Source organism: Stenotrophomonas sp. 05N37, from assembly GCF_056397365.1.
On record NZ_JBFTNG010000001.1, the window covers coordinates 376174 to 392798 of the forward strand.

A 16625-nucleotide genomic window follows, 5' to 3' on the forward strand; every position below is an offset into this window, starting at 1 on the left:
ATGGACTTCATTGCACTTGATTACACCACGCTCCGCGTGATCTGGTGGCTGCTGCTCGGCATCCTGCTGATCGGCTGGGCGGTCATGGACGGTTTCGACCTTGGCGTCGGCACCCTGCTGCCGTTCGTGGCCAGGACCGACGACGAACGCCGGCTGGTGATCAACACCGTCGGCCCGGTCTGGGAAGGCAACCAGGTATGGCTGGTGCTGGGCGGTGGCGCGATCTTCGCCGCCTGGCCGCCGCTGTACGCGGTCAGCTTCTCCGGCTTCTACCTGGCGGTGTTTGCCATGCTGTTCGGCCTGATCCTGCGGCCGGTCGGCTTCAAGTACCGCAGCAAGATGCCGTCCAAGCGCTGGCGCGACAACTGGGACCGCGTGCTGTTCGTGGGTGGCCTGCTGCCGGGCCTGATCGCCGGCGTGGCCGTGGGCAACGTGCTGTTGGGCGTGCCGTTCCACTTCGATGACAGCATGCGCATCTTCTACACCGGCTCGTTCTTCGGCCTGCTTACCCCGTTCGCGCTGGTGGCCGGCCTGGTCAGCGTCGCCATGCTGGTCTCGCATGGCGCGGCGATGCTGGTGATCAAGACCGACGGCCCGGTGGCCGAGCGGGCGGCCCGTTACGGCAGTGTCGCGGCGCTGGTCAGCTTCGTGTTGTTCGCCGCGGCCGGCGCCTGGGTGGCCTTCGGCCTGCCCGGGTACCAGATCACCTCGCAGGTGTTCACCGACGGCCCGACCAACCCGCTGCTGAAGACCGCCGAAATCGGCACCGTGGCCGGTGGCTGGCTGCGCAACTACAGCAGCATGCCCGCCACCCTGGTGTTCCCGGTGCTTGGCCTGCTCGGTGCGCTGGCCAGTGCGGTGCTGCTGCGTGCCCGCCGTGGCGGCCTGGCGTTCATCGCCTCGGGCACGTCCATCGCCGGCATCATCCTCACCGTCGGCTTTGCGATCTTCCCGTTCCTGCTGCCCTCCTCCAGCCAGCCCACCTCCAGCCTGACCGTCTGGGACAGCTCGTCCAGCCACCTCACGCTGTGGATCATGCTGATCGCCACGGCCATCTTCCTGCCCATCATCCTGGCCTACACCACCTGGGTGTACCGCGTGTTGAAGGGCAAGACGACCGCCGAGGAGATGGGCGACAACCCCAACGCGTATTGATCCCCGGTGCCGGCCAGCGGCCGGCCCCCACCCCCGCACATAGGAGATTGACCATGTGGTACTTCGCCTGGATCCTCGGCGCCGGCCTGGCCTCGGTCGTGGCCATCCTCAACGGCATGTGGTTCGAAGCCCGCGAAACCAGCCGGCTGGACGACGAGCAGCGTTGAAACTGTAAAAAAAGGTTGCCGATACGGCCTTCACACCGTATTCTTGGCGGCTCCTTCGGGGTGTAGCTCAGTCTGGTAGAGCGCTACGTTCGGGACGTAGAGGTCGCAGGTTCGAATCCTGTCTCCCCGACCACTTCTGGTGGTCGCATCGAAGCCTGGAAACACGATTTCCAGGCTTTTGTGTCTAAGGCCGTGGTGACACGGCACCGAAGGTGAATGAAACATCCCCCTTGCCGCCGAATGCGGGGATGGCTACAATAGGCGGCTCCTTACGGGGTGTAGCTCAGTCTGGTAGAGCGCTACGTTCGGGACGTAGAGGTCGCAGGTTCGAATCCTGTCTCCCCGACCAGTTACTGGTCACATTGAAGCCTGGAAGACTCACGTCCTCCGGGCTTTTTTGTGTTTGTCGTTCTGCGTGCCTTTGCGGGTATGTCAGCCGGTGCGTTCGCCGCGCGAAGAGCAGCCGAGCGTGGCTCGGCTCTACCGTCATGGAAGGGTGTCGCGTTCAGCGCAATGGTCCTGATCTCCCACCCGCCCCGGCCCTGCGTGGCATGACCGCGTTTCATCGCCCGGACAGACCGCGCGGGTACAATGCCCGCCTTCGGGATGCGCGCGGCCTGCCCCATCCTTGCCATTGAATCCACGCTGCCACCGGCCCTGCGCCGGCGGCGGCGTTTCCGCACATCCGCCCCCACGGTGTTGCGCCACCTGCACGAGATCCACGCCCATGACGCCAACCGATCCCCCTGCCTCGTCCCTGTTGCGCGGACGCGTGCTGGCCTTTGCCGCCATCCTGCTGGCTGCGCTGAACCTGCGCACCGCGGTTACCTCGGTGACCCCGCTGCTGGACCTGCTCGGCACGACCTTCGGCTTCGGCACCACGATGACCGGTGTGCTCGGCATGCTGCCCACGGCCTCGTTCGCGCTGTTCGGCGTTACCACGCCGATGGTGGCCCGTCGCATCGGGCTGGAACGCACCGCCCTGCTCGCCATGGGCCTCGCCACCGTGGGCCTGCTGTTGCGCTCGATGGCCGGCGGCATTGGCAGCCTGCTGTTCGGCTCCATCGTCGCGCTGGCCGGCATGGGCATCGGCAACGTGGTGGTGCCGCCGCTGGTGAAGCGCTACTTCGCCAACCGCGTTGGCACCGTCAGCACGCTGTACATCACCGTGCTGCAGGTCGGCACGATGATGCCGGCCCTGCTCGCCGTGCCGCTGGCCGAAAGCGCCGGCTGGCGCGTGTCGCTCGGCATCTGGTCGATCCTCGCCCTGGCCGCCGCGCTGCCGTGGCTGATGCTGGCCCGGCGCCGCCCGCACCCGGACCCGCTGGACACCGCCGCCGATCCGGCCGCGCAGCCGCACGGCAAGGTCTGGCGCACGCCGCTGGGCTGGGGCATGACGCTGATGTTCGGCATGACCTCGCTGATGACCTACTCGATGTTCACCTGGTTGCCGAGGATCGTGGTGGAAGCCGGTGCCAGCCCGGGCTTCGGCGGGATCATGGTGGCCATCTTCGCCGCCTGCGGCCTGCTGCCGTCGCTGACCATGCCAGCCCTGGCCGTGCGCCTGCGCAACCCGTTCCCGCTGGTGCTGATCGGCTTTTCCGCGTTCCTGATCGCGTTCGCCGGGCTGCTGTTCGCGCCGATGAAGGCGCCGTGGCTGTGGGCGATCCTGCTCGGCATCGGCCCGTCCACCTTCCCGCTGGCGCTGACCCTGATCAACCTGCGCACCCGCACCCCGGCCGGCTCGGCGGCGTTGTCCGGTTTCATGCAGGGCGTCGGGTATGCCTTCAGCTGCCTGGGGCCGTTCCTGTTCGGCTGGCTGCACGCGATCAGCGGCGCGTGGTACCTGCCGTTCGGGTTCCTGGTGTTCTGCGCGCTGGTGCTGCTGGCCGCCTCGTGGGTGGCCTGCAAGCCGCAGAAGCTCGAAGACCAGTGGTGATCTGACCACGGGCAGCGCCCGCCGTCGGCCGACAGCGCGTGCGTTGCATCCGAGGGAGCCGGCCAATGGCCGGCTCTATCCTTTACGCGCGGGTCTGGCCTTCGCCGCGCACCACGAAGCGCTCGACCGTGAGCGCCTCCAGGCCCATCGGGCCGTAGGCGTGCAGGCGCGTGGTGGAGATGCCGATCTCCGCGCCGAGGCCAAGCTCACCGCCGTCGGAGAAGCGCGAGGACGCGTTGACCATCACCACCGCCGAGCGCAGCGCGTGCACGAAACGTTCGGCTGCCTGCGGGTCTTCGGTGGCGATCACCTCGGTGTGGTCCGAGCTGTATTGCTGGATATGCGCCAGCGCCTGCTCGAGGTCGTCGACCACGCGCACGGCGATGACCAGGTCCAGGTACTCGGCGGCGTAATCCTCGTCGGTGGCCGGCTGCGCATCGGTGAGCCACTGGCGCGCACGGTCATCGGCACGCAGCTGCACGCCACGCGCGCGCAGTGCCGCGTCGGCCAACGGCAGGAAGGTCGCGGCGCTGTCGGCGTGCACCAACAGCGTCTCCAGCGAGTTGCAGGCCGACGGCCGGCTGCATTTTCCATCCACCAGCAGCGCCAGCGCACGCTCCACATCGGCCGCGCGGTCCACGTACAGGTGGCACACGCCCTTGTAGTGCTTGATCACCGGCACGCGCGCGTGTTCGGCCACGAAGCGGATCAGGCCTTCGCCCCCGCGCGGGATCGCCAGGTCCACCAGGTCGTTGAGCTGCAGCAGTTCCAGCATGGTCTCGCGGCGCAGGTCGTCGACCAGGGTCAGCGCGGCATCGGCCACGCCGGCCTCGCGCAGTGCGCGCTTGAGTGCGGCGGCAATGGCGGTATTGGAATGGATCGCCTCCGAACCGCCGCGCAGGATCACGCCGTTGCCCGCCTTGATGCACAGCGCCGCTGCATCGGCGGTCACGTTCGGGCGCGCCTCGTAGATCATGGCGATCACGCCCAGTGGCACGCGCACCTTCTGCACGCGGATGCCGTTGGGGCGCACGTCGTCGCGGGTGATCGTGCCGACCGGGTCCGGCAGCGCGGCGACCTCACGCAGGGCCGCGGCGATGCCGGCCAGGCGCTGCGGGTTCAGTGCCAGGCGATCCAGCATCGCGGTGCCGACGCCCTTTTCGCTCGCGGCGGCAAGGTCGCGCGCGTTTGCGGCAAGGATCGCATCGGCATCGGCCTCCAGTGCGGCGGCCATCGCCTCCAGCAGCGCCGCCTTGGCGGTGGAGGACAGCTGCGCCAGTTGCTGGGCCGCGTCGCGGCAGGCCAGCGCCTGGGCGCGGATGTCGGAGGGGGAGCTGGCGACCATCTCAATATCCTCGGAAAAAGCAGCGTAGGGCCACGCCATGCGTGGCTGCGGAGTCTCGAACGATGCCCGGGTGCGCGGCCACGCAGTGCGTCGCGCGACATCGCAAGGCGCCGATCACAGCAGTACCAGGTCGTCGCGATGGATCACGTTGCCACCGTAGTTGTAGCCGAGCACGCTTTCAATGTCGCGCGAATGGCGGCCGGCGATGCGGCGGATGTCGCTGGCCGAATACTGGCTCACGCCCCGCGCCAACCGTACCTCGCCACTGGCATCGCACAGACGTACTTCGACCATGTCGCCACGGCGGAAGTCCCCGTCCGCGCCGCGCACGCCACCGGGCAGCAGCGAGGCGCCCTTGTCGCGCAGCGCAGTTGCCGCGCCGTCGTCGACCAGGATCGCGCCCGGCTCCAGCGGCGCATGCCGCAGCCAGTACTTGCGTGCGGCCACGCGGGTCTGCGCGGCGTGGATGCGCGTGCCGAACAGGCGCCCCTGCGCCAATGCGCGGACCACCTCGCTGTCGCGGCCGTTGAACAGGCAGGTGTCGATGCCGACCCGGCCGGCCTTGGCGGCGGCCTCCAGCTTGGTATACATGCCGCCGGTGCCCGCCCCACTGCCGGCCCCGCCGGCCATCGCCAGCACCTCGCCGGTGAGCTCGGGCACGTCATGGATCGGACGCGCCTGCGGGTCGCGGCGCGGGTCGGCGCTGTACAGGCCATCGATGTCGGTGGCGATGAACAGCACGTCGGCATCGATCAGCGCGGCCACGGTGGCGGCGAGGTTGTCGTTGTCGCCCAGCTTGAGCTCGTCCACCGAGACGGTGTCGTTCTCGTTGACCACCGGCAGCGCGCCCAACCGCAGCAGCTCATTGAGGGTAGCGCGCGCATTGAGGTAGCGACGGCGATTGCGCAGGTCGTCGTGGGTGAGCAGCACCTGCGCCACCGGGCGCTCGAAGAAGCGCTGCCACAGCCCGATCAGCTGTGCCTGGCCCAGCGCCGCCAGCGCCTGGCGCGCCGCCATGGCCGCACCGGCTTCCAGCGCGCGCGGCACGATGGCGCGGCCGGCGGCCACCGCGCCGGAGGAAACGATCACCACCTCGCGCCCGGCCAGCACATTGGCCGAGACGAACTGCGCCAGCCCCAGTGCGTGGCGTGGCGACAGGCCACCACCGTCGGCGGCGAGCAGGCTGCTGCCGACCTTGAGCACCGCGCGCTTCCACGCCGGGACGGGTTGTTCGGGGAACGGCGAATGCACGGGCAGCGTCATCGGTGTGCGCCTCAGCGCGTGTTCCATTCGTGGATGCGGGCGGTGGCGCTGCCGTGTACCAGCAACGGGTCGGTGTCCACCAGCGCCTGCGCGGCGGCCAGGTCGGCGATGTCCTGCAGCACGTAGGCACCGCCGCGCTTGTCGCTGAAACCGCCGGTCAGCAGCAGCTGGCCGCGGGCGCGCACCTCGTCGAGGAAACGCGCGTGCTCGGCGCCCACCTCGTCGCGGAACGCCGGGGTCCGCGTGACCAGGACCAGGTAACAGGTTTTCATGCAGTTCCCCTTTGCCGGGCGGGCCCGGCACGACGATGAAGAAACGGCGACCTTGCGGTCGCCGTCGTGATCACACCAGTGCGGCCCAACGGGCACGCAGCTCGTCCAGCCGCAGGTCGGCGGCGGCACCGGGCGAGACGCGCGCGGCCAGGCTGCCTTCGGGCGTGCGCCCCTGCCCTGCACTGTCGGCACCGGCGGCAGCGGCCTTGTAGGCCTCTCGGAACGGTACGCCGGCTACGGCCGCCTCCACCGCCACGTCGGTGGCATACATGCCCGAGTCGATGGCGGCGCGCAGCTTGTCATCGCGCCATTCCAGGTTGGCCAGCAGCGCCGGCAACAGCTCCAGCGCGGCCAGGCCACGGCCGAAGCCGTGGAAGATGGCGCCCTTGCTGCTCTGCAGGTCGCGGTGGTAACCGGACGGCAGCGACAGCAGCTGTTCGATCTCGGTGCGCGCCGCGGCCACGCTGGCATGGGTGGCGCGCATCAGTTCGATGACGTCCGGATTGCGCTTGTTGGGCATGATCGAGCTGCCGGTGGTGTACTGCGCCGGCAGCGCGACGAAGCCGAACTCGCCGCTGGTGAACAGCGACAGGTCCCACGCGATGCGGCGCAGGTCCAGGGTCGCCCCGCCCAGGGCTTCAAGGGCGGCCAGCTCGAACTTGCCGCGCGAGAGCTGCGCATAGATCGGCGAGACCTGCATGCGCGCAAAGCCCAGCGCGGCGGTGGTGTGCGCGCGGTCCAGCGGCAGGTTGACGCCGTAGCCGGCGGCGGTGCCCAGCGGATTGGCATCGATCAGCGCGAAGGTGTCGTGCGCGCGGATCGCATTGTCGATGAAGGCCTCGGCCCAGCCGGCCCACCACATGCCCGCCGAGGACACCACGGCGCGCTGGATGTGGGTGTAGCCCGGCACCGGCAGGTCCTTCTCGGCGTCGGCGCGGTCGAGTGCGACCTTGGCGATCTCCCGGCTCAGGCCGGCCACCTGCAGCAGCTTGTCCTTCAGCCACAGCCGGGTGGCGACCAGGATCTGGTCGTTGCGGCTGCGCCCGGTGTGGATCTTGCGGCCGGCGTCGCCGAGGCGTTCGGTCAGCCGCGCTTCGATCGCCGAATGGCAGTCCTCGAAGCGCTCGTCCAGCACGAAGGCGCCACTGCGGAAGTCCTCGCCCAGCACGTCCAGCTCGCGCAGCAAGCCGTCCAGCTCGTCGCCGGACAGGATGCCGATGTGCTGCAGGCCCTGTGCGTGCGCCTTGCTGGCGGCCACGTCGTACAGGAAGAACTCGCGGTCCAGGATCACATCATCGCCGGCCAGGAAGGTCTGGATCTTGGCGTCCACCGCCACGCCGGGCTTCTGCCACAGAAGGTCTGCCATGTCTTGCTCCGTAGGCGGAATCGTCCGCCGGGTTGTACGCGCGCGCCCGGGGTCGGGTGCGCAGCGGATAAGGTTCAGTGCGGGATCGAGGCCAGCTCGTCCAGGCCCAGGGCCAGGTTGAGGTTCTGCATGGCCTGGGTGGCCGCGCCCTTGAGCAGGTTGTCCAGGGTCGCCACCACCACCACCCGCTTGCCGCCGGGGGCCACGTCGAAACCGCCGATCTGCGCGCCATGCCGGCCGGCGATCCGGCTCACCCACGGTGCCTCGTCGAGCACCTCGATCAAGCCCTCGTGGGCGTAATACGCCTGGTACAGCGCGATCACGTCCTCGCGCTTGACCACGGTGTTGAGCCACAGGTTGACGGTCATGGTGATGCCGCGGAAATGCGGGGCCACGTGCGGCATGAATTCCACCGGCACGCGCAGGTGCGCGGTCACTTCGCGCTCGTGCACGTGGTTGGTGAGCGCGTAGGGCATCAGGTTGTCGCGCAGCAGCTCGGGGTTGTTCTTGTCCGAGGGCGTGGTGCCGGCGCCGGAATAGCCGGACACCCCGAAGCACTGCGGCGGGCCCGCCAACTGCTTGAGCAGCGGGCTGATCGCCAGCTGCATGGCGGTTGCATAGCAGCCCGGGTTGCTGATGTGTTTCTGGCCCAGGTAATCGCCACGGGTCAGCTCGGGCAGGCCGTAGAACCAGCTCGGCTCGAAGCGGTGATCGGCCGAGAGGTCCACGATCACCGTCTCTGGCCTGGCCGCATCCAGCGCCGCCACGAACGGTGCGGCCAAGCCATTGGGCAGCGCCAGGATCACCGCGTCCATGCCCTTGGCGGCGACCGCGTCGGCGTCCAGGTTCTCGAACTGAAGCTCACCCTGCCAGTCGGCATGGTGGTCGGCCACGCGTTGGCCAGCCAGTTCGCGCGAGGATACGAAGCCCAGCTGCAGGTTCGGGTGCGCGGCGATCAGCTTGATCAGCTCGGCGCCGGTATGGCCGCGGGCGCCGACGATGCCGACGGTGAAAGGGGTAGTGCTCATGCGTGTGCGTCCAGGCGGTGCTGCAGGTGGCGCTTCACGCCCTGCCATTCCGCGTCGATGATGGAGAAGATGACGGTGTCGCGCGGGGTGCCGTCGGGGTGGCGCTTGTGGTTGCGCAGCACGCCGTCCTGCTTGGCGCCCAGCCGCGCGATCGCGGTGCGCGAGGCGAAATTGAACCAGCTGGTTTCGAACACCACGCTCAGGCAGTTCAGCCGCTCGAAGGCGTGGGTGAGCAGCATCAGCTTGGTTTCGGTGTTCACGCCGGTGCGCTGGGCGGCCTCGCCATACCAGGTGTAGCCGATGCTCAGCCTGGGCACGTCCTCTTCCATGCCGTAGTAACGGGTGGTGCCGACCACTTCATCGGCGGCATTGAGGACCACGAACGGCAGCACCTTGCCCTCGGCCTGCGCCTGCAGCGCGGCCTGCACGTAGCCGGTCATGCTCTTGGCGCTGGGCACCTGGGTGTACCAGAGGCTGGACAGCGTGCCGTCGCCCAGCGCGCCACGCAGCCCGTCGATGTGCGCCATCTGCAGCGGCTCCAGCCGCGCGTGCGTGCCGGCCAGGGTGGGGACTTTGGTCCAATCGGCGTGATTCATGCGGGTCAGCCCTCCAGGCTGGGGCTGCGCGCGGCGCAGTGTTCAACGTAGGTGCGGATGCGCTCGAACCCATCGGCGCCGAACCAGAACACCTTCCAGGTCCCCTGCTTGTAGCAGCCATCCGATTCGGCGTAGTAGAAGTGGTTGATCGGGTTGCCATGCCGCGAGCGCCAGAACAGCTGCGGGGTTTCATCCAGCATCACGTTCCACACCGCTCGGCCCAGGCCTTCGCCCTGGGCATCATCGAGCACGGCGAACTTGTCCAGGTACACGCCTTCGGCCTCGTCGGTGAGGATCACCGCGGCGCGGTAGTTCTCGCTCACGTAGGCACGCAGCAGCCGGGTCTTGTCGAAGTAGTCCGCCACCAGCGTACGGCCGAAGCTGGATTCGATCAGCTGCTTCAGGCGCGGCAGGTCCAGTTCCTCCCAGGCGGTGGCGCGCAGCACCTTCTCGCCCTTGCGCACCAGCGTGCCCGAGCCCTTGTGGGTGAACAGTTCCTTGGCCAGGTCGGCCGGGCGGGTGATCGAGACCGAGGACTCCAGCGGCAGCCGGTCCAGCAGGTCCTTGATCTGTTCGATCTTGACCTTCATGCCGCCGTGGATCCACGGCTGGGCGATCAGGTGGTCGTACTCGGTGGACAGGTTGATCGAGTCGATCACCTTGCCCTCCTCGTCGAGCAGGCCGCCGGTGCCGGTGAGGAAGATGATCTTGTACGGCTGCAGTTCCTGGACCAGCTCGTTGGCGGCGAAATCGGCGTTGACGTTGAGGATCTGCCCGCAGCGGGTTTCGCCCAGGCTGGTGATCACCGGGATGGAACCGGCGCGCAGGCTGGCTTCGATCGGGGCCAGGTTGACCTTCTTGACCTCGCCGACCAGCCCGTAGGTAGCCTGGTCCAGGTACTCGGCCTCGAACACGCCGCCGGTGATGGACGTAGCACGCGCACCGTTCTGCTGCAGGGCTTCGACCAGTTGCAGGTTGGAGGCCTGGAACACCCGGCGCACGATCGCCAGGCCTTCCGGCGAGGTCACGCGCAGGCCGTTGACGGTTTCCTTGACGATGCCCGCCGCCGACAGCTCGGCGTCCAGCTGCGGACCGGCGCCATGCAGCACGATCGGGGTCAGGCCGACTTCCTGCAGGAACGACAGCGAGGACGTCAGCGCCTCCAGGTCGTCGCGCAGCACCGCGCCGCCGACCTTGACCACGGCGAAGCGTTTGGCGTCCAGCTGCGAAAAACGCTTGAGGTACTGGCTGATCTCCTTCGCGCTGGCCATGCTCGAGAGCAGGCGCACGATGGTCTGACGGGTCTGGCGGTGGGGCTGGGAAGAAGGCATTTCGGTATCGTCACAGGCGGCCGCGGCCGCGATGGGGGATCCGTCAGTGGCAGGCCACGACGGCGTCATGGAATCAGGCGCCTTGGGCGATGATGCGGTGTACCGCGTCGGCGTAGCGCTGCAGCTGCTCCAGCGTCACGAACTCATCGGCGGTGTGGGCCTGGGCGATGTCGCCCGGGCCATACACCAGCGTGGTGTAACCACCGGCGGAGAACAGCGAGGCTTCGGTCCAGAAGTCCACCGCATTGCCGATCGGGATATCCAGCGCGTCGGCCACATCGCGCGCGGCGAGCCGGCGGTTTTCCGCTTCGGCGATGTCACCGGCCGGGAAACTCGGGCCGCGGAAGGTCTCGGTGAATACCGCGGCCTCCGGCTCGGCGAACCCGGCAAAGGTGGCCAGCAACGCATCGATGTCCATCGACGGCAGCGGGCGGAACCCGAACCGCACTTCGGCAGCCGGGGCGATCATGTTGGCCTTGATGCCGCCTTCCACCCGACCGATGTTGAAGCGCAGGCCGGTCAGCCCGCCGAAGCGTGCATGCGCCAGCGAGTCCACATGGTCCAGCGCGCGGTTGCCCCAGCGCATGGCCTGGTGCAGCGCGCTCGCCGCCGCATCCTGCTTGCCCGACGCATGCCCTGCCCGGCCCTTGAACTGCATCAGCACCGAGCTGATGCCACGGTGCGCGAGCACCGCTTCGCTCATCGTGGGCTCGGCGACCAGCACCGCGTCGTGCGGAATGCCACGAGCGAGGAAGGCTGCGATGCAACGCGGGTCGTTGGCCTCCTCGTCGCTGGAGAACAGGAACGCGGCATCGCCCCCGCTGGCATTCGCAGCGGCCACCAGCGCAGCAGCAGCGCCCTTGATGTCGCACACGCCCAACCCGATCACCCGGTCTTCCGCGCGCCGCATCACGTGCGGATCGGCGCTCCAGTGCGGCGAGTCCGGCACGGTATCCAGGTGCACGTTGAACAGGTACTTCGGCGTCCCGCGCACGGCGTACAGGCTGACCGCGCCGTCGCCATGGTCGATCACCTCCACGTTGAACCCGGGCAGGTTGGCGCGCAGGTAATCGAAGATGCCGCCGGTGGTGATCGCACGCGGCGGATTGCGCGTGTCGAACGACACCAGGGCCTGCAGGTGGGTGAGCGTCTGTTCCAGCATGTGTCGGGGGTCCTTCGCCATGGCCAGGGCCATGGCGCGAAAATTCGGCGCCGGCGGACTCAACATCCGCCGGCAAGATCACTCGATCGCCTCAGCGATTCACCTGCGCGTACAACGTGGAGCTCATGCCGAACAGCTTGATGAAGCCTTCGGCTTCTTCCACGCCCCAGTCGGCCGACTGCGCATAGGTAGCGCCCTTGGTGTTGAGCAGGTGCGGCGACTTCACCGCCACCGCATCGACGCGGCCACCGCGGGTTTCCAGCACCACTTCGCCGTTGACCTTGGCCTGCGAGGACTTCAGGAAGGCTTCGATGTCGGTCTTGAGCGGGTCGTGGTAGAAGCCTTCGTACACCAGCTCCACCCACTTGCGCGCCACGTCCGGCTTGAAGCGGTTCTGCTGCTTGGTCAGCACCGCATCTTCCAGCGCGCGGTGCGCGGCCAGCAACGAGACCAGGCCCGGGGCCTCGAACACGATGCGGCCCTTCAGGCCGATCACGGTATCGCCGGTGTACACGCCACGGCCGACGCCGTACGGGGCGAACAGCTTGTTGAGCTTGGCCAGGATCTGCTCACCCGGCAGCGCCTTGCCGTCCAGCTCGACCGCCTCGCCTGCGACGAACTTCAGCTTGACGGTCAGCGGCTCGATCGGCCACGCGCTGCGCGGCGCGCACCAGCCACGGGCGCCTTCGCCCGGTGCTTCCCACCGGTCGATCTCGCCGCCGGACATGGTCAGGCCGAGCAGGTTTTCGTTGATGGTGTAGGCCTGCTGCTTGGCGCGCACGCCGAAGCCGCGCTCTTCCAGGTACTTCTGCTCGTAGGCGCGGGTCTGGGTGTGTTCCTTCTGGATCTCGCGGATCGGAGCGACGATCTGGTAGTCGCCCAGTGCCTTCACGGCCAGGTCGAAGCGGACCTGGTCGTTGCCCATGCCGGTGCAGCCGTGGGCGATGATGTTGGTGCCCAGTTCGGCGGCGCGCTTGAGTGCGGCATCCACGATCAGGTAGCGGTCGGACACCAGCAGCGGGTACTGGCCCTGGTAGCCTTCGCCGGCCCACACGAACGGCTTGACGAAGCCGTTCCAGATGGCCGGGCCGCCGTCGACGGTGACATGGCTGGTCACACCCAGCTCGGCGGCGCGCTTCTCGATGAAATCGCGCTCTTCGTCATCCACGCCGCCGGTATCGGCGAACACGGTGTGCACGTTGTAGCCGCGCTCCTGCAGATAAGGCACGCAGAAGCTGGTGTCGAGTCCGCCGGAGAAGGCCAGGACGATGTCTTTATTGCTCATGGGGGTCAGGTCCGATAGGGGGATAAAAATTTCGGTAGAGCCGACCGTTGGTCGGCTGGAATATTCGATGCGCCGGTTGGGGAGCAGCCGACCCACGGTCGGCCCTACCCCTGGCTGGCGTTACCGGCCGATCAATGCCGACATGATCGCCTTCTGCACGTGCAGGCGGTTCTCGGCCTCGTTGATGGCGATGCACTGCGCCGAGTCCATCACCCCGTCGGTGGCCTTCACGTTGCGGCGCAGCGGCAGGCAGTGGCTGAAGACGCCGTTGTTGGTCAAGGCCATCTTGGCCTCGTCCACGATGAAGTGCTTGTACTGGTCGCGGATGGGCTTTTCCGGCTCCCAGTTGCCGAAGAACGGCAGCGCGCCCCAGCTCTTGGCGTACACCACGTCAGCGCCGGCGTAGGCGCTGGCGATGTCGTGGCTGACCTGCAGCGAACCGCCGCTCTCGGCCACGTTCTGCTCGGCCCAGCCCATGTAGCGCTCATCGAGCACGTAGTCCGGGGTCGGGCACAGCAGGGTCACGTCCATGCCCATGCGGGTGGCGATGGTCAGCGCCGAGTTGGCCACGGCGGTGTTGAGCGGCTTGGGGTGGTAGGTCCAGGTCAGCACGTACTTCTTGCCGCGCAGGTCCTGGGTACCGAAGTGTTCCTGCAGCGCCATCACGTGGGCCAGTTCCTGGCACGGGTGGGTGATGGTTTCCATGTTGATCACCGGCACCGGCGAGTACTTGGCGAAGCTCTTGAGCACCTCGTCCTCGCGGTCCTTGGTCCAGTCGATGAACTTCGGGAACGCGCGCACGCCGATCAGGTCGACGTAGCGGCCCAGCACCCGGGCCACTTCGGCGATGTGCTCTTCGGTATCCCCGTCCATCACCGAGCCCAGGTTGAACTCGATCGGCCATGCATCCTTGCCCGGCTGCAGCACGATCGCGTGGCCGCCCAGCTGGAACGCCCCCAGCTCGAAGCTGGTGCGGGTGCGCATGGACGGGTTGAAGAACACCAGGGCAATCGATTTGCCCTTGAGCTCCTCGCCCAGTTTGTTGCGCTTGAACAGCGCGGCCTGGGTCAGCAGGGCATCCAGGTCGGTGCGGCTCCAATCCTGGGTGTTCAGGAAGTGCTTCAGGGACATCGATCGATCCTTTGCGGCTGGTTTTCCACCGTTGCCGGCGGAGGTTGGGGGCGCCGGGGCGCGTTCAGGGCTCAAACAAACACATACAGATGAAACTTTTCAGATCGTAGAAACGAAAAAACCCAGCGCGGGGGCTGGGTTTTCCGAACAGACAGCACGAAGCTCCGGTTACCCAGCGAAAATGTGGGGTTCCGGTCGGCGGGCACGCGACGTCATGCCGGTCGCCATACGGGCGGCGCTGGTGTCGTGCTGGAAGTCGGTGAGTTTCATGGCCGCCAATCTTTGCATGCGTACGGGGTGGGTGCAAGGCCTGAAGGGAATATTCAGGCCGCGGGCCTCACGGATTGGCCGCGCTGCCCTGCTCGGCGCCGATCCACGGGGTGATCGAGACGCGGATCTTGAGCCGGTTGCCCGGATCCTCCGGGAGCCGCGAGCGGTACTTGGTGCCCTTGTAGACGTAATCCACGTCGTAGGCGATGGGGCGGCGGAACTCGCGGCCGACCGGAATGATCCGGCATTCGCGGGTGAGCAGCGGGCCGTTGTTGGCGGCCGGGGCCGGGGCTTCGGCCACCGGCAGCTCTTCCTCGGTGCCGTCTTCACGGCGGAAGATCGAGCGCACCGAGTCCATGAAGCGGCCGAAACGGCCCTTGTCCTCCTGGGGTTCCTCGCCGGTCACATTGACCGGGGCCAGCGTGCGCGTGGAGACCGGCTCGCAATGCTCTTCGGTGCGGGTGGCGCGCAACGTCTGGAACACCGGCTCGACGTTGAGCACCTGCGCGTAGTCGAACTTGACGTTCTCCACGATCACCACCCGGTTACGGACCTCGCCGTCCTGGGCACACGCCATGAAGGCGGCACCTCCCAGCAGGCAGGCCAGCGTCAACAACGAAGTGGATTTCATTGGCAACAGGTTAGAGGACAAGGCGGATAGTTTAGGCAGTGCCAGGCACAAGGGGCTGAACATTACCCTTCCGCGACGATTCTGCCCATAGCCGGTTACCGTGCGGGACAGGCGGCGGGCCCCGGCGCTGGGCCGCGATGTGATCTAAAATCGAGGGCTTGCCCCCCCTTCCCTCCCCACCACCGACCCCATGACCCTGCGCCTGCACAACAACCTGACTCGCCAGCTCGAACCGTTCACCCCGCTCGATCCGACCTGTCCGACCCTGTATGTCTGCGGCCCCACGGTCTACAACTACGTCCACATCGGCAACGCCCGTGGCCCGGTGGTCTTCGGGGTGCTGGCGGCCCTGCTGCGGCGCCGTTTCGGAAGCCTGCGCTACGCCCGCAACATCACCGACGTGGATGACAAGATCAACGCCGCCGCGCGTGAACAGGGCGTGCCGATCTCGACCATCACCGACCGCTTCGCCGCCGCCTACCGCGAGGACATGGGGGCGCTGGGCGTGGCCCCGCCGGACATCGAGCCGGAAGCCACCGCGCACATCCCGCAGATCGTGACGATGATCGAACAACTGGTCGCCGTCGGGCATGCCTATGCCGCCGAGGGCCACGTGCTGTTCTCGGTCGCCTCCTATGCCGACTACGGCAAGCTTTCCCGCCGTGATCCGGACGAGATGCTGGCCGGCGCGCGGGTGGACGTGGCCCCGTACAAGCGCGACCCCGGCGATTTCGTGCTGTGGAAACCCTCCAGCGACGACCTACCCGGCTGGGACTCGCCCTGGGGCCGGGGCCGCCCGGGCTGGCACATCGAGTGCTCGGCCATGGCCGCCGCCCACCTGGGCCCGACCATCGACATCCACGCCGGCGGCGTGGACCTGCAGTTCCCGCACCACGAGAACGAGATCGCGCAGAGCGAGTGCGCCCACGGCGGCAAGACCTTCGCCCGCTTCTGGCTGCACAACGGCATGCTCAACTTCGGCGGCGCCAAGATGAGCAAGTCGATCGGCAACATCGAGCGCGTCCACGACCTGGTGCGCAAGCATGCGCCGGAAGCGCTGCGCCACGCGCTGCTGTCGGCCCATTACCGGCAGCCGCTGGACTGGTCCGACGCGCTGATCGAGCAGTCCACCCGCACCCTGGACCGCCTGTACGGCACCCTGCGCGACCTGGCCGACGTGCCGGCGACGGCGGTGATCCCGGCCGAGATCGAGGCGGCGCTGGACGATGACCTCAATACGCCGCAGGCGCTGGCCGAACTGGCCCGCATCGCCGCCGAGGCGCGCAAGGCGGCCCCGGCCGAACAGGCGCACTGGAAGACCGCGCTGCTCGGCGCCGGCCTCGCGCTGGGGCTGCTGCAGCAGGATCCAGCGGCATGGTTCGGCAATGCCCCCGGCGACGCCGACGACGATGCCCGCATCCAGGCCCTGATCGACGCGCGTAGCGCGGCCAAGCAGGCGCGCGACTTCGCCCGCGCCGATGCCCTCCGCGACCAGCTTGCCGCCGAGGGCATCGTCCTGGAAGACACCGCGCAGGGCGTGCGCTGGGTACGCAAGCGCTGAACGGCCGCCCGGCCAGCGGCCGGGCACCCCCTCGACACAGACCCGGCCACGGATGGCCGGGTGCCTCCCCCGAACCATCAAGGCCAGACCACGGAAGGCGCGCACCGGCCTGGAGCCCCCCCC

General features: G+C 68.0%; 15 protein-coding genes and 2 tRNA genes. 6 read left to right on the plus strand and 11 right to left on the minus strand.

The genetic code is table 11. The features are described 5' to 3' along the window. From cydB to AC1DGC_RS01755, 5 genes are all read left to right on the plus strand, one after another. The gene (cydB, locus tag AC1DGC_RS01735) at positions 1-1155 is read left to right on the plus strand and encodes a cytochrome d ubiquinol oxidase subunit II (protein WP_478047094.1); all 1155 of its coding nucleotides are present in this window, start codon (positions 1-3) and stop codon (positions 1153-1155) included. 53 nt (positions 1156-1208) lie between these two features. Beyond that, a complete protein-coding gene (gene cydX / locus AC1DGC_RS01740; protein ID WP_259203427.1) occupies positions 1209-1322 on the plus strand; it encodes a cytochrome bd-I oxidase subunit CydX in 114 nt (37 codons plus the stop codon). 56 nt (positions 1323-1378) lie between these two features. Continuing rightward, a tRNA-Pro gene (locus AC1DGC_RS01745) sits at positions 1379-1455 on the plus strand. 139 nt (positions 1456-1594) lie between these two features. After that, a tRNA-Pro gene (locus AC1DGC_RS01750) sits at positions 1595-1671 on the plus strand. A 378-nt stretch (positions 1672-2049) separates the two neighbouring features. Beyond that, positions 2050-3261 (plus strand): CynX/NimT family MFS transporter, encoded by a 1212-nt coding sequence (locus tag AC1DGC_RS01755; protein WP_478047095.1) that lies wholly within the window; start codon positions 2050-2052, stop codon positions 3259-3261. A gap of 82 nt (positions 3262-3343) precedes the next feature. Here the strand turns inward: AC1DGC_RS01755 and AC1DGC_RS01760 are convergent, their stop codons facing one another. The 11 genes from AC1DGC_RS01760 to AC1DGC_RS01810 form a co-directional block, all read right to left on the minus strand. After that, complete coding sequence (locus tag AC1DGC_RS01760; RefSeq protein WP_259203433.1) at positions 3344-4606, minus strand: glutamate-5-semialdehyde dehydrogenase; 1263 nt, start codon at positions 4604-4606, stop codon at positions 3344-3346. Between the two features lie 114 nt (positions 4607-4720). Next, positions 4721-5869, minus strand: coding sequence for a glutamate 5-kinase (gene proB / locus AC1DGC_RS01765; RefSeq protein ID WP_478047096.1), 1149 nt, complete (start codon positions 5867-5869; stop codon positions 4721-4723). 11 nt (positions 5870-5880) lie between these two features. Beyond that, the gene (locus tag AC1DGC_RS01770; protein WP_394162499.1) at positions 5881-6141 is read right to left on the minus strand and encodes a YciI family protein; all 261 of its coding nucleotides are present in this window, start codon (positions 6139-6141) and stop codon (positions 5881-5883) included. A gap of 70 nt (positions 6142-6211) precedes the next feature. Continuing rightward, complete coding sequence (locus AC1DGC_RS01775; RefSeq protein WP_394162497.1) at positions 6212-7507, minus strand: argininosuccinate lyase; 1296 nt, start codon at positions 7505-7507, stop codon at positions 6212-6214. 74 nt (positions 7508-7581) lie between these two features. Continuing rightward, positions 7582-8535 (minus strand): N-acetyl-gamma-glutamyl-phosphate reductase, encoded by a 954-nt coding sequence (gene argC / locus AC1DGC_RS01780; RefSeq protein ID WP_478047097.1) that lies wholly within the window; start codon positions 8533-8535, stop codon positions 7582-7584. Next, on the minus strand, positions 8532-9131 hold the full coding sequence (locus AC1DGC_RS01785) for a GNAT family N-acetyltransferase (protein ID WP_259203440.1): 600 nt from the start codon (positions 9129-9131) through the stop codon (positions 8532-8534). The genes argC and AC1DGC_RS01785 overlap by 4 nt, the downstream gene beginning before the upstream one ends. A gap of 5 nt (positions 9132-9136) precedes the next feature. After that, entirely contained in the window at positions 9137-10462 is a 1326-nt protein-coding gene (locus tag AC1DGC_RS01790) for an acetylglutamate kinase (RefSeq protein WP_259203441.1), read from the minus strand. Between the two features lie 73 nt (positions 10463-10535). Further along, a complete protein-coding gene (locus AC1DGC_RS01795) occupies positions 10536-11624 on the minus strand; it encodes an acetylornithine deacetylase (RefSeq protein ID WP_478047098.1) in 1089 nt (362 codons plus the stop codon). Positions 11625-11715: 91 nt separating this feature from the next. Then, positions 11716-12909 carry an argininosuccinate synthase gene (locus AC1DGC_RS01800; RefSeq protein ID WP_259203443.1) on the minus strand — a complete coding sequence of 398 codons (1194 nt, stop codon included), beginning with the start codon at positions 12907-12909 and terminating at the stop codon, positions 11716-11718. 120 nt (positions 12910-13029) lie between these two features. Then, positions 13030-14040, minus strand: a complete 1011-nt coding sequence (locus tag AC1DGC_RS01805) for an N-acetylornithine carbamoyltransferase (protein ID WP_259203445.1) — start codon at positions 14038-14040, stop codon at positions 13030-13032. A 337-nt stretch (positions 14041-14377) separates the two neighbouring features. Beyond that, complete coding sequence (locus AC1DGC_RS01810) at positions 14378-14941, minus strand: hypothetical protein (RefSeq protein ID WP_394162487.1); 564 nt, start codon at positions 14939-14941, stop codon at positions 14378-14380. A 190-nt stretch (positions 14942-15131) separates the two neighbouring features. On the opposite strand from AC1DGC_RS01810, the gene cysS reads away from it, so the two are divergent. Further along, a complete protein-coding gene (gene cysS / locus AC1DGC_RS01815; RefSeq protein ID WP_478047099.1) occupies positions 15132-16502 on the plus strand; it encodes a cysteine--tRNA ligase in 1371 nt (456 codons plus the stop codon). Positions 16503-16625 lie beyond the last annotated feature (123 nt).

Coding starts and splice junctions, on each gene's coding strand:
- AC1DGC_RS01790 (WP_259203441.1), bottom strand. CDS start 10,462: ATGCCTTCTTCCCAGCCCCACCGCCAGACCCGTCAGACCATCGTGCGC.
- proB (WP_478047096.1), bottom strand. CDS start 5,869: ATGACGCTGCCCGTGCATTCGCCGTTCCCCGAACAACCCGTCCCGGCG.
- AC1DGC_RS01810 (WP_394162487.1), bottom strand. CDS start 14,941: ATGAAATCCACTTCGTTGTTGACGCTGGCCTGCCTGCTGGGAGGTGCC.
- AC1DGC_RS01805 (WP_259203445.1), bottom strand. CDS start 14,040: ATGTCCCTGAAGCACTTCCTGAACACCCAGGATTGGAGCCGCACCGAC.
- AC1DGC_RS01785 (WP_259203440.1), bottom strand. CDS start 9,131: ATGAATCACGCCGATTGGACCAAAGTCCCCACCCTGGCCGGCACGCAC.
- AC1DGC_RS01795 (WP_478047098.1), bottom strand. CDS start 11,624: ATGCTGGAACAGACGCTCACCCACCTGCAGGCCCTGGTGTCGTTCGAC.
- AC1DGC_RS01800 (WP_259203443.1), bottom strand. CDS start 12,909: ATGAGCAATAAAGACATCGTCCTGGCCTTCTCCGGCGGACTCGACACC.
- cydX (WP_259203427.1), top strand. CDS start 1,209: ATGTGGTACTTCGCCTGGATCCTCGGCGCCGGCCTGGCCTCGGTCGTG.
- AC1DGC_RS01770 (WP_394162499.1), bottom strand. CDS start 6,141: ATGAAAACCTGTTACCTGGTCCTGGTCACGCGGACCCCGGCGTTCCGC.
- AC1DGC_RS01755 (WP_478047095.1), top strand. CDS start 2,050: ATGACGCCAACCGATCCCCCTGCCTCGTCCCTGTTGCGCGGACGCGTG.
- AC1DGC_RS01775 (WP_394162497.1), bottom strand. CDS start 7,507: ATGGCAGACCTTCTGTGGCAGAAGCCCGGCGTGGCGGTGGACGCCAAG.
- AC1DGC_RS01760 (WP_259203433.1), bottom strand. CDS start 4,606: ATGGTCGCCAGCTCCCCCTCCGACATCCGCGCCCAGGCGCTGGCCTGC.
- argC (WP_478047097.1), bottom strand. CDS start 8,535: ATGAGCACTACCCCTTTCACCGTCGGCATCGTCGGCGCCCGCGGCCAT.
- cydB (WP_478047094.1), top strand. CDS start 1: ATGGACTTCATTGCACTTGATTACACCACGCTCCGCGTGATCTGGTGG.
- cysS (WP_478047099.1), top strand. CDS start 15,132: ATGACCCTGCGCCTGCACAACAACCTGACTCGCCAGCTCGAACCGTTC.